Consider the following 12,694-nt stretch of genomic DNA (forward strand, 5'->3'; position numbering starts at 1 on the left):
AATCTTCACTGCCTTTTCAATACTGGTTCGCCAATATTTTAACAAACTCATCCTCCAGCTTCTTGCCCTTTTCTTCATCCATCAGGTTGTTTAAAATAATTGAAAAAATCAATGTTTGACCGTTTTTTGTTATTACATAACCGGATAAAGAACTTACAGTAGTAAGCGTCCCAGTCTTTGCTTTTACCTTTCCTTTAACATCTTCGGTTTTCATCCGATTACGCAGCGACCCTCCGTCCATTTTTTCAGGAACACCACTAACCGGTAATGAACTTAGATAAGAAGAGAACCACGTTTCCTTTTGGACGGCAAATAGCAGTTTGGAAATTTCGTTTGCTGGAATTAAATCAACATGGGAGACGCCTGAACCGTCACGGATGACCATCGTTTTCGGATTTAACCCGAACTTCACCATTTCTGACTCCAAAACCTCGAGCCCCTTTTCCCAAGATCCTTCACCGTGAACAACCTTTCCCATTTCCTTTACCAACACCTCAGCATGAACATTGTTGCTGAGTTTCATAAAGGGAACAAGCAGTTCTGATAATGGAATTGATTTGTGGGTAATAATTAGTGTAGCGTTGTCAGGTACTTTACCTGTCTTGATACTCCCGGAAACCTTAATACCTTGCTCTGCTAATGATTGTTTAAAAAGCATCAATGAGTATTTTGTAGGTTCCCATACCCCCACCCACTCTTTGACTACTTTTGATTTTATCGGAATTGCACCTTCAATGGTAATCGAATTTTTTGAATGTTTCCGTTTGATGGAAATCTCCTTTTTTCCTTTTTCCCCTACAGTAAAAGCTTTGTTTACTATTTTTACATAGCTTGTTTCTGGGATAACTTTTATATTCGGCTTTTCCCCTTCTTTAGAACCTGGTGCCACCATAATTTCTACTGACCCTGAATCGTAATCTGTAGATGGTGAAGCAGTCAATGCTGAAATCTGTGCCCCGTAATAAGTCGTTTCATCACTCCATGGCAGGTCAAGGGGGTACCGGACATCATCGAAGTGGGAATCATCACCGATCAGGTTCCCTTTTATCTTTGTAATGCCATGCTTCCGTATTTCTTTAGCCAGGTTGTCAAAATCCTTTTTCATCAAAGTGGGGTCACCTTTTCCCTTTATATAAAGGTTCCCAGCAAGTGTTTTCTTTTTTACTGAACCATCGATATGTATTTCGGTCGGAAAGGTATAGTCCTTCCCTAAAACTTTCAGTGCAGCAGCGGCTGTTAGCAGCTTCATATTGGAGGCAGGGCGGAGCCGCACATCTCCATTATATTCATAAATCATCTTCCCATCTGCTGCTGACCGGATACTAATCCCGGCAATTGCCCCTTGCATCGTAAGGGAATTGCTCATTAGCTCCTTAATCTGACTTTCTATTACTACAGACTTACTTTCCGCAATAACCCTTTCTTGATCTATGTAAGTAATAGTGGAAAATAAAATCACGAAGGAAAAAAGATTTCTTATGAACAATAAATTTCCATCCTTTCTTTTTTCCTAAGAGTTTGTCCAAAACCTCTTAAAAATAAATGTACATATGCAAACTGGACAAAATGATTAAGTTTTAATAACAGCTATATGGTCCCTTATATAAGCCCAATTTTGTGGAAAGGGGAGGGTGATTTGCCAAAATGTCGTTCCAGCTAATTGATAAATATCAAGCAATCGATACTTTTCAATCAAGCTCCTGATATCTTCAAACCAAACAATACGCTCTTCCACTCCACGCCAATAGTGGTACCAGGGCGATTTGGCAGAAAGGTCTATTTGAATGGGGGAACCAGTTGAGATTGCCTGATTTTGGGCCGCAAGAACAGACATAGCTTTTGTGGCATACGTCCTGACTCCTTTATCATATCCATACAAAGCCATAGCCATTTGCAGTTTCTTTGGGGGTATTTGAGTGATAGAATACTGAATGACCTGCTCCATCCATGTAATTGGGGCAATAGGAGCCGGCGGGCCGCCGGGATATCCGAAATCTATTGTCATGACCGCTACCATATCGGCCACCCGTCCGATTGCAGCATAGTCATACGCTCCAATAATTCTATTTGTCGGAATATCCTCTGTCTTTGCATGAACATTCACGTGGAGAAAAAGGGCCCCTAAACCCATTTTTAATTCTGTTAAAAAAGAAATGAAATCCCTCCTTCTTGCGGGAGGAATAAATTCAAAATCAATACTCACTCCTTCAAATCCCCGCTGCTTAACAAGGCTAAGAATGCTAGCTACTAAATTCCGCCGAAATGCTATGTTTTTAAGCACCCTGCCTGCTAAATCCGCACTAAAGCCAGCACCTGTAAAATTTCGGATCATTAATAAAGGTTTTATTTTTAATTGTTTACATCTTGCGACAAGTGCTGCATCATCTATTTCCCTATAGGCAAATCCTTCGTCAGTAAAGGAATAAGCAACAACAGCAAGATAGCTTAGCTGACCGGCAATCGAATTCAAGGTAATGATATTAGCGCTTTCAGAAGATGGCAAAATAAATCCGAGGGCAGCCATTTGTAATTTAAGAGGAGATGGAATATTAATGATTTGTCCGATATGAAGTTGCTCTGGTTGAATACCTGGGTTTGCAGCTAAAATAGAGGCCGGAACCGTATGAAATTGAAAAGCCAAATTCCCAATTTGGTCGCCTGCTTTAATTCGATAGAATCTAATATGAGGAAGGTTATCTGTGAGGTAGAGGGCAAGGCCAGGAACAACGACAGATGCGGATACCAGCCCATTAAGATTGAGAATGGATTCAATTGGAACACTATATTTGTTTGAAATAGCCCATAAATCTTCTCCGGTTTGAACCACATGAACAGTCATAATTTATAAACCCCCTCCTTCCTAACATCATATGGGCAAATTGGCTTAAAATACTAATACCAGCAAAATAAACTCCCTATTTTTACAGCTGACACTCGCCCTATCGCTGATACAGGCAAAATAAAAAAAGGCCCTTTAACAGGCCTTTAAAGTTAAAACTCATCCTCATCATGCCAATATTTTTTAAACCGAGCACGGTAACAGGCATCACAGGTTGGAAATGGATGGTCCCAGGCAAGCTTTTTGCCGCAGTTCTTGCACTTTTTCACAAATTTCTTGATGTCGGTTTTCAACCGTTCCTGGACCTTGTCACTGATTTCCTCACGCAGACGTTCCCAATAGCTAGCTTCGGTCCGCTCACCCAACCGGTATAAAAATAATAAATGGAGACCGATTGCTTTATAGCTTAATTCCAGTTCCTCTAGACTGCCTTCCTTTACAATTGGTTCCGGAAGCTCCTCCCCCTGAACAATTGCATACATTGTATCTTCCCACTGCTTCACAAGCGCTTGTTCATTTTTGGAAAACGGCAGATGCAAAAAGCCGTACAAGTCTGTCAGTGTCAATCGCGCTTCGATTTCACTCCCGGCAATTTTTCTGTATAGTGACCTTTCCTCTGACAAGGAAGCCTTCTTCGTCCCTTTTGGGCTTTCAAATTTTTCCCACAGTACAAAGAATGTATCCAAATCATGATAATAGCGTTGGAAACGTTCAAAGACGGACGAAGTGGGAGCGATAGCAAATGTCTGGACCGGACGATCCTCCTGCAAGAGTAAATTCTTCATTTTTTTAATATCATTAGTAAAGGCCACCTTACCGACATCATAAATCCCCTTCCGTCCGGCACGGCCAGCTATTTGCTTCACTTCCTGAGAATTTAAAAGCCGCCTCCTCGTTCCATCAAATTTTTCATTTTCGAGAAAAACAATCCGTCGAATAGGCAGGTTCAAGCCCATCCCGATGGCATCCGTCGCGACAATCACCTTTGTTTTTCCTTCATTAAAAAGGTGAATTTGTTTTTTCCTTGTTTCCGGGGGCATGCTGCCATATATCATGCTGACCGAATGGCCGTCATTTTGCAGCCGAGATGCCATTTCCAATACCCGTCTTCTTGAAAAACAAATAAGGGCGTCCCCTTTTTTTATATGTTTAATATGAAATTCCTTCGATTCCACCTCAAGAGGGGTATCGCGGCTATATTCATTAATCGTGATATCGGAATCACCTAAAAGCTCAAGCAGCATTTCCTTCGAATTGCGGCTGCCAATGATATGGACTTCCTCCGCATTTGCTTTGGTGATGGCCTTATACCAAGAAAAGCCGCGGTCCTTATCGGTTATCATCTGAGCCTCATCAATCACTACGACTTCGTAATATTCCTTTTCATGAAACATTTCAACAGTACAGGAAATATGGCCAGCACCAAGGACAACCTTCTCTTCTTCTCCTGTTTTCAGGTTACACGGTGTGCCTTCAGCATTCAATTTATCAAATACCTCAAGTGCCAGAAGTCTTAATGGAGCTAAATAGAGGCCACTCTCGGCCTGTTTCATCCGCTCTAAGGCATGATGTGTTTTGCCCGTGTTTGTTTCGCCAATATGCAGGACATAGCGGATGTGACGTAAGTTAAGGGAAGGGTCATATTCCGTACCGAAAATATCCCTCATGATCCGTTCTTCCTCGGCCCTTTTTCTGTCCAGCTCTGCCAGCTCTTCTGCCCGTTTTCTTTCTCTTTCCTCTAAATCTTGATCAAGCTGCTTCCGGTGAACTTCCTCATCAAATGGGATATCGACAAGCTTCAATAAGTCGGTAACGTATTCTTCTTGGATGTCCTCTAAATAATAACCAATTACATCATAAATCACATTAATCATACATTCTTTAACAAATGCTGCCGTGAGCGGCCTAGTAAAAGTCTCATGATACCTATCTTTCAAATCCGCAGGCAATTCCTGTAATACTTTATTAGGCAGTAATTCTGAAAGATAATCAGAAATCAAGCTTTCATATACATAGTAGTAGGTCTCGTATTCAAAATAGCTTCGCCCCCACTCGTGAGGAGGTTTATGAATATCACCGGTTAATTCCTCGAAAAAATCAGCAACCGTTTGATATGAAAACGAATTAAACGAACCTTCTGAGACTAATTTCTCCTCCAGAGCTACACGATCTATAGACTGAAATTTTGTACTCGATTCAAAATCGGCTGCCAATTGCTTTGCTGTGAATTGGCGTACATATAAGTAAAAACGAGAATATTGTTCTTCGACTATGGCAGCCGATTCGTCTTCTATTGCTTCACGAAATTCTGCTTTTTCTTCTTCAAGCTGCCTTTCTTGCTCCCTAATAAGGAAGTTTTCTTTTGCCTGCTCAAAGCGTGTTTGCCAATCTTCCTCATGTCCTTTAAAGTTTTCAATAACCCAGGTAAGCGTATCGAAGGGCTGATACAACCTCATTTCATCACGAAAAAGCTTGTTAATCAGCTTTCGGTCAACACCCTGGACCTCATATTCTTTTTCACTCAAAAATTGCTTCTTTTCATTTTTCGAGACGTCATTCGTTACTTTGTTTAGCCACACATTGATCCAAATTTGTCCAATGTACTGGCCTCTGTCTGCCAGGTATTGCTCAAAAGAAGGCAGCGTTTCACTGTATTCAAAATAACGTTCCATATCCTGCAATACTTTTTGTTTCGTATGTTCAATTGCTAGAGGGTAAATAGCTTCGAGCTTGCTCATATAAATCCCTTCTTTAATATAGATATTTTCTTTCTTTTTGCAAAAATGTTATGTATAATGTTCAGTAAGAAGTGCATATAGTAAAAAAGACCGAGCATGACGACAGGTACTCGCTCGGCCATGCAATAGCTGGTTCCCATCAAGGGATTCGGCAAAAGAAGGGCAAAAATCCACCGCTTATGCTTGCCGGCTCAAGGGTGGATTATTTTTTTTGGTGAAAAGACAGAATGGCGATAATCAGGCTGGCAAACGAGACAGCTAACATCAAGGCCTGAAATACTGTCAAACAGCATCACCCCCTTTCATTCGGAGATGTGCCGCCCACCCTTGAGAAGTCCTATTCTATTGCAATTTAGATTATACCATTAAAAACCAAAACGAACAAGCGTTCCCTAAATATTATGTAACTCGCAATACTTGTCCACTAATTCCTCAATTTGGTCCAATTCCGGAAACTTCCCGGCAAACTGAAATTGGATTTCCTCAATAAACTCATCTCTATTGTAGACGTGAATCGCCCCATTTTGCTGGATTACACTATATTCCGGTACAAACCGAAAGCCGCTGCGTTCAATTGCCCCCATTTTTATGGCCCCTTTAAAGTTTTTTCATAGTATTTGCAAAAAATATATCGCTAAACCCTTATAAAAACCAAGTTTCGTTTAAAAAGATTGTATTCTTAGGATGAATTTTTAGGTTTAAAGGATTTTTGTCTACGTGCAAACCTGCTATCGGTGAATATTACAGGTCTATCAGCGAATTTTAAGGTTCTATCGGCGAATTCTGGACTGCTATCGGCGAATTTAAGCGTTCTATCAGCGAATCAAACAAAAAGGGCAAGGGACAAAAAAAGAACGGCACCTTAAAAAGTGCCGCCCTCTCAATCAACTTATGCAGTTGTATAAACTTCCTCCCGATTTGCTTCATGGCGAATGGTGGCCTGTGCAGCAGCCAAACGTGCTAAAGGCACCCGGTATGGCGAGCAGCTGACATAATCCAAACCAGTCCGGTAACAGAAATCAATTGAGCTTTTCTCTCCGCCATGTTCCCCACAAATGCCTGTTTTTAAAGAAGGTTTTGTTGCACGGCCAAGCTTTACGCCGGTTTCCACAAGCTTACCAACACCATCCTGGTCCAGAACAGCAAACGGATTCTCTGGCAGTACCTTGTTTTCAATGTATGCTTGCAGGAATTTCCCTTCTGCATCATCACGGCTGTAGCCAAATGTTGTTTGCGTTAAGTCATTGGTTCCGAATGAGAAGAAATCAGCCTCCTCGGCGATTTGGTCTGCAGTAAGCGCAGCCCGCGGAATCTCAATCATCGTACCAATCGTGTAGTTAATGACCTTGCCCGTTTCTTCCTGGACACGTACAGCAGCATCGACAACCAACTGGCGCATTTGCTTCAATTCATTAACGTGGCCAACAAGTGGAATCATGATTTCAGGCTGGACTACCAAGCCCTTTTCCGCTACTCTAGCAGCAGCGTAAAAAATCGCCTTTGCCTGCATATCATAAATTTCCGGATGTATCATGCCAAGACGGCAGCCGCGGTGGCCCAACATTGGATTGAACTCATCCAACTGGCGAACCTTTTTCAGCAGCAGTTCTTTTTGCTTTAACTCTTCAGAATCTGGATTGAGAATTTGCAGCTTTGTTACTTCTACTAAAAGTTCTTCTTTATTTGGTAAGAATTCATGAAGCGGTGGATCCAATAAACGAATCGTTACAGGTAGTCCTTGCATTGCTTCGAAAATCCCCTCAAAGTCACCTTGCTGCATCGGTAAAAGTTCTTCAAGTGCTTCCATTCTCTCACTATAGGTTTCTGCTAAAATCATTTTTTGAACGATTGGAATCCTCTTTAAATCCATAAACATATGCTCTGTCCGGCATAATCCAATTCCGCCTGCACCGAATTCAAATGATTTCTTGGCATCCTCTGGATTATCGGCATTGGCACGAACACCTATTTTGCGTTCTTGATCTGCCCAAGCAAGAAGCTGCTGGAACTCTTCGGATAATTCAGGGTCGATCATTGGGATTTCACCAAGCATAATTTCACCTGTTGAACCATCAACCGTGATAATATCGCCATGTTTAACAACCGTGTCACCCACACTGAATTGTTTTGCTTTCATGTCAATCTTTAAGGCTTCACAGCCGCAAATACAAGCTTTCCCCATACCGCGGGCAACCACGGCAGCGTGGCTTGTCATTCCACCGCGGCTAGTTAAAATCGCTTGGGAAGCAACCATGCCATGAATATCATCGGGAGTGGTTTCAGGAGAAACAAGGATAACTTTTTTACCTTCATTTCCTAATTGCTCCGCTTCATCAGCATCAAAAACAACCCGGCCGGTAGCAGCGCCTGGTGATGCCGGCAAGCCTTTAGCTAATATTCTTCTTTCAGCTTTGTCATCGATTCGGCGGTGCAGCAGTTGGTTTAATTGGTCAGGATCAACACGAAGCAGCGCTGTCTTTTTATCGATAATTCCTTCCTCCACCATCTCAACCGCTATGCGGATAGCCGCTTGGGCGGTACGTTTTCCGTTCCGTGTTTGAAGGATGAACAGCTTCCCGCGTTCCACTGTAAATTCAATGTCCTGCATTTCCTTGTAATGCTGCTCAAGGCGATGGCATGTGTCCGAAAACTGCTGGTAAACGCCTGGCATTTCGTCCTTAAGGGTAGCAATTGGCTGCGGTGTGCGGATACCGGCAACAACATCTTCACCTTGAGCGTTTATTAAGTATTCCCCATAAAGCACATGCTCACCGGTGGAAGGATTTCTTGTAAATGCAACACCTGTACCTGAGTCGTTACCCATATTACCAAACACCATGCTTTGGATATTAACGGCCGTTCCAAGATGATCCGGGATTTTATTTAAGCGACGGTAAACAATCGCCCGTTGATTATTCCAAGAATTGAATACCGCATTAATGGCAAGGAAAAGCTGCTCTTTCGGATTTTGCGGGAAGTCCTTACGTGTATGCTTTTTGACAATTTCCTTATAGCCAACAATGACTTCCTTCCAGTCTTCAGCAGTCATATCAGGGTCAGAGGTATACCCCTTGTGTTCGCGTGTCTCTTCTAAATATTGTTCAAAATAATACGTATCAATTTCAAGGACCACGTTGCTGAACATTTGAATGAAACGGCGATAAGAGTCGTAAGCAAATCGTGGATTATTCGTTAATGCTGCCAAACCCACAACAGTTTCGTCATTCATCCCCAGATTTAAAATGGTATCCATCATCCCAGGCATAGAAAAAACTGAACCGGATCGAACAGAAACAAGTAAAGGATTCTGCGGGTCACCGAGTTTTTTGTCCATTTTTTCTTCCAAAAGTCTTAACGCCTCTAATGTCTGTGATTCTACTAAAGCTGGAATGGTTTTATCAGATTCATAGTAAGCATTACAAGCTTGCGTTGTAATGGTAAAACCATAAGGAACCGGCAGGCCGATTCTTGTCATTTCTGCTAGATTCGCTCCCTTTCCCCCAAGTAAATCCCGCATGTTGCCATGGCCTTCATGAAATAAATAAACGAATTTTCCCATGATTTAAAAGCTCCTCTCTTTTTTCAAAACGTCTAAAATTAATCCTGCAGTTTCTTCAATCGCTTTATTCGAAACATTTATGATTGGACAGCCTACGCGTTTCATAATTTTTTCGGCATAATCTAGTTCGTCAAGAATTCTCTGGAAGCTTGCATAATTCGCCTTTGAGCCCAGCCCAAGTGCTTTTAGGCGCTCAGTCCGAATTTCGTTTAATTTATCTGGTGAAATAATTAAACCGATACAATTTTTTCTCGGTATTTTAAAAAGTTCATCTGGCGGAGGCACTTCTGGAACTAACGGCACATTGGCCACTTTAAAACGCTTATGGGCAAGGTACATGGACAGCGGCGTTTTTGAAGTCCGGGACACACCGATTAAAACAATATCGGCCTTCATAATGCCTCTTGGGTCCCGCCCATCATCATATTTCACGGCAAATTCAATCGCCTCGATTTTGCGGAAATATTCTTCGTCTAATTTTCTCATTAGGCCAGGCTGGCGGTGGGGCTGTTTATTAAACCTTGTTGCAAATGCATTCATTAATGGGTTGAGGAGGTCCACTGCCATTATCCCCTCTTCCATGGCACGCTTATCTAAATAATCTTTTAATTCCGGAATAACGATGGTATAGGCAATGATGGAATGGTCCTTTCTTGCCAAAATAATCACATCTTCAATGTCTTCAATGTCGTCTACATATGAGTTTCGGCGAATTTCTACTTGCCCGCCATTAAACTGTGTTGCCACCGCTTTTACAACGAGCTCAGCTGTTTCACCAACCGAGTCAGATACTACGTAGACAACTTCCTTTTGTACCAAAATCGCAGCAACTCCCCTTAATCTATTTTTCTTCCATAAATTCTAAATAGGCCTTTGTTATTGTCGTTTTGGTAATTCTCCCTAACAACAAATATGTATTATTTTTATGATTGACTTCCTTTACTACCGGTAAAGAGTCAATATGAAAATTAATCATTTTTTTGGCCGCTTCGAGCAAGGTTTCCTCTGAATTAATCGTGATAATATTAGGCATTCTTGTCATAATGACACTTACGGGCAATTCCTGCAGATTTTTGTTCCCAAGTGCAGCCCTGAGCAAATCCTTTCGGGAAATCACTCCTGCCAAATTTCCTTCTGTATCCACCGCATAAAGCGTTCCAACATCCTCGAGGAATAACTGGACAATCGCATTATAAACAGAAGTTGATTTTTCAACCACGATTGGATGTGCCTTAAAATCGGATACCTTTTGATGAATAAACTTCTTCGCCTGCCGTTTTACTTCTAATTTGTCATTAAAAAAATAGCCTACACGCGGTCTGGCATCCAGACTGCCAGACATGGTCAAGATTGCAAGGTCCGGTCTTAGTGCCGCTCTAGTAACAGAAAGCTTCTCTGCAATTTCTTTACCGGTTATCGGGCCATTTTCCTTTACAATCTGCAGAATTTCATCCTGACGCTTGGTGAGTTTAATCATTAGCACCACCTTATTCACAATAAATATGTTATATATATTTAAATGTGCTATACTTATTTGTATATAGTATAGTACATTTAAACAAATTCGGAAACAATAATTTTGACAAATTGGCTAATTTTTTCTTTTAATAAAAAATCCCACCGGAAATCGGCAGGATACAGTACTACTTTTGGCAATCTGGACAATAAAAAGTTTTTCGGGAAGAGATTGTTTCCATTTTAATTGTTGCCCCGCAACGTCGACATTTCTCTCCCTCGCGATCGTATACTTGGCATAGTGGATTAAAACCGCCCGTTTTTTTATCACCCTTGAAAATCGGATTTTCCATGTAACCTCCATTTTGAATGGCCACTTGGAGAATTTTTTTCATCGATTGAAACAATTGAGAACGGCTAGGTGGATTAATGTCATAAATGTCTTTGGTTGGTAAAATTTCTGCATCAAAGCAGATTTCAGCAGAATAGCAATTGCCAATTCCTGCAATAAACTCCTGATCCAAAAGTGTGGTCTTCAAACGGCCATGCTTGCTGCTAATTCGCTTAATAAATTCATCCAATGTAAAACTGCTGTTCAGTGGTTCCGGCCCTAGATGGGATAGTTTTTCTTCTGCTTCCTGTTGGGAATATAAATGAAGATATCCCAGACGCAGACCAATAAAGTATAAATGTTCATTTCCGAAAGAAAGCTGAACCTGTATCGTTCGTTTAGGTTTATCTGCTTCCTGTCCAAAAAACATCCATCCCCCAAGCATTAGATGCAATAACAGAACCTGCCCATTTTGGAGGTGAAAAAGAAGATGTTTCCCCCTTCTATTGATGGTGGTAACTTTTTGATTAAGTACGGTCCTTTTAAAAAGTTCGGGATTCACATTTATTGATTTTTCTCGGTTAACTTGGACATCGGTAATGGTTTTACCTGCAATCATTTGGCTTAAAAGGATCTTATAGTTTTCCATTTCCGGCAGTTCAGGCATAATGTCTTCCTCCAAAACTCTTTTCCTTTATGCTATCCAAAACGGGTAAAATCAAATAAAAAAACCGAGTCATATCGACTCGGTTTTAAACAGTTATTCTATTAGAGTGGGCCTAAATGGACTTGAACCATCGACCTCACGCTTATCAGGCGTGCGCTCTAACCAGCTGAGCTATAGGCCCATAATGTAATTGAAACAGGGGCAGTAGGAATCGAACCCACACTGAAGGTTTTGGAGACCTTAGTTCTACCTTTAAACTATGCCCCTATAAATGGTGGAGGGGGACGGATTCGAACCGCCGAACCCTGAGGGAGCGGATTTACAGTCCGCCGCGTTTAGCCACTTCGCTACCCCTCCATTATATAATTGCAAAAAAATAATAGCGGCGGAGGGGATCGAACCCCCGACCTTACGGGTATGAACCGTACGCTCTAGCCAGCTGAGCTACACCGCCAAAAGTATAATATAAAAATGGTGGAGCCTAGCGGGATCGAACCGCTGACCTCCTGCGTGCAAAGCAGGCGCTCTCCCAGCTGAGCTAAGGCCCCATACATATAATAATCAGGAAAACAGAATCTTAAGTGAGCGACCCTTCGTCCTGAACGTAGTACTCAATCAAGCTAAAGCTATTTCCCGTTAGAGAAATAATGGTGCCGAGGACCGGAATCGAACCGGTACGGTAGTCACCTACCGCAGGATTTTAAGTCCTGTGCGTCTGCCAGTTCCGCCACCCCGGCACGTTTGGAGCGGAAGACGGGATTCGAACCCGCGACCCCCACCTTGGCAAGGTGGTGTTCTACCACTGAACTACTTCCGCATTTTGATCTCTTTGATGCGGGTGAAGGGACTTGAACCCATACGGTATTACTACCACTAGAACCTGAATCTAGCGCGTCTGCCGATTCCGCCACACCCGCATATTAAATTCAATAATAATTAATAATTAAAGAGGATTCATTCCCTCAAAACTAGATAATGCAGAAGAAGTATATAAGAACGAGTTCGCTTTTGGATTTTGGTTAAGTCCTCGATCGATTAGTATCAGTCAGCTCCACACGTCACCGCGCTTCCACCTCTGACCTATCAACCTGATCATCTTTCAGGA

Annotated in this window: 9 protein-coding genes, 8 tRNA genes and 1 rRNA gene; all 18 read right to left on the bottom strand. The window is 41.9% G+C overall.

Going from position 1 to position 12,694, the window contains the following annotated elements; genetic code table 11:
• Positions 1-16: 16 nt before the first annotated feature.
• Positions 17-1,486, bottom strand: a complete 1,470-nt coding sequence (gene dacB, locus ACNQGS_RS26695; RefSeq protein ID WP_491490033.1) for a D-alanyl-D-alanine carboxypeptidase/D-alanyl-D-alanine endopeptidase — start codon at positions 1,484-1,486, stop codon at positions 17-19.
• Between the two features lie 84 nt (positions 1,487-1,570).
• A complete protein-coding gene (locus ACNQGS_RS26700; RefSeq protein ID WP_491490034.1) occupies positions 1,571-2,839 on the bottom strand; it encodes a LysM peptidoglycan-binding domain-containing protein in 1,269 nt (422 codons plus the stop codon).
• Between the two features lie 152 nt (positions 2,840-2,991).
• Positions 2,992-5,577 carry a DEAD/DEAH box helicase gene (locus ACNQGS_RS26705; RefSeq protein ID WP_491490035.1) on the bottom strand — a complete coding sequence of 862 codons (2,586 nt, stop codon included), beginning with the start codon at positions 5,575-5,577 and terminating at the stop codon, positions 2,992-2,994.
• 202 nt (positions 5,578-5,779) lie between these two features.
• Positions 5,780-5,863: a putative holin-like toxin gene (locus ACNQGS_RS26710; RefSeq protein WP_423802648.1), complete on the bottom strand. Its 84-nt coding sequence runs from the start codon at positions 5,861-5,863 to the stop codon at positions 5,780-5,782.
• A 106-nt stretch (positions 5,864-5,969) separates the two neighbouring features.
• Positions 5,970-6,161 (bottom strand): YbxH family protein, encoded by a 192-nt coding sequence (locus tag ACNQGS_RS26715; RefSeq protein WP_464490772.1) that lies wholly within the window; start codon positions 6,159-6,161, stop codon positions 5,970-5,972.
• A 305-nt stretch (positions 6,162-6,466) separates the two neighbouring features.
• Positions 6,467-9,136 carry a pyruvate, phosphate dikinase gene (gene ppdK / locus ACNQGS_RS26720; RefSeq protein ID WP_491490036.1) on the bottom strand — a complete coding sequence of 890 codons (2,670 nt, stop codon included), beginning with the start codon at positions 9,134-9,136 and terminating at the stop codon, positions 6,467-6,469.
• Positions 9,137-9,139: 3 nt separating this feature from the next.
• Positions 9,140-9,955, bottom strand: coding sequence for a pyruvate, water dikinase regulatory protein (locus tag ACNQGS_RS26725; RefSeq protein WP_423798728.1), 816 nt, complete (start codon positions 9,953-9,955; stop codon positions 9,140-9,142).
• Between the two features lie 22 nt (positions 9,956-9,977).
• Positions 9,978-10,613 carry a transcriptional regulator CcpN gene (ccpN, locus tag ACNQGS_RS26730; RefSeq protein ID WP_423798729.1) on the bottom strand — a complete coding sequence of 212 codons (636 nt, stop codon included), beginning with the start codon at positions 10,611-10,613 and terminating at the stop codon, positions 9,978-9,980.
• Between the two features lie 166 nt (positions 10,614-10,779).
• Complete coding sequence (mutM, locus tag ACNQGS_RS26735) at positions 10,780-11,589, bottom strand: bifunctional DNA-formamidopyrimidine glycosylase/DNA-(apurinic or apyrimidinic site) lyase (RefSeq protein ID WP_491490037.1); 810 nt, start codon at positions 11,587-11,589, stop codon at positions 10,780-10,782.
• A gap of 107 nt (positions 11,590-11,696) precedes the next feature.
• Positions 11,697-11,770: transfer RNA gene (locus tag ACNQGS_RS26740), tRNA-Ile, on the bottom strand.
• Between the two features lie 15 nt (positions 11,771-11,785).
• Positions 11,786-11,856: transfer RNA gene (locus tag ACNQGS_RS26745), tRNA-Trp, on the bottom strand.
• Between the two features lie 5 nt (positions 11,857-11,861).
• Positions 11,862-11,946 (bottom strand) — tRNA-Tyr (locus tag ACNQGS_RS26750).
• Positions 11,947-11,969: 23 nt separating this feature from the next.
• A tRNA-Met gene (locus ACNQGS_RS26755) sits at positions 11,970-12,043 on the bottom strand.
• Positions 12,044-12,061: 18 nt separating this feature from the next.
• Positions 12,062-12,137 (bottom strand) — tRNA-Ala (locus ACNQGS_RS26760).
• A 100-nt stretch (positions 12,138-12,237) separates the two neighbouring features.
• A tRNA-Leu gene (locus ACNQGS_RS26765) sits at positions 12,238-12,326 on the bottom strand.
• Between the two features lie 5 nt (positions 12,327-12,331).
• A tRNA-Gly gene (locus ACNQGS_RS26770) sits at positions 12,332-12,406 on the bottom strand.
• Between the two features lie 16 nt (positions 12,407-12,422).
• Positions 12,423-12,506: transfer RNA gene (locus ACNQGS_RS26775), tRNA-Leu, on the bottom strand.
• Positions 12,507-12,604: 98 nt separating this feature from the next.
• Positions 12,605-12,694: ribosomal RNA gene (locus tag ACNQGS_RS26780) — 23S ribosomal RNA — on the bottom strand; the annotation flags it as partial.

The sequence above is a fragment of the Neobacillus sp. PVCKKU3 genome, from assembly GCF_058323225.1.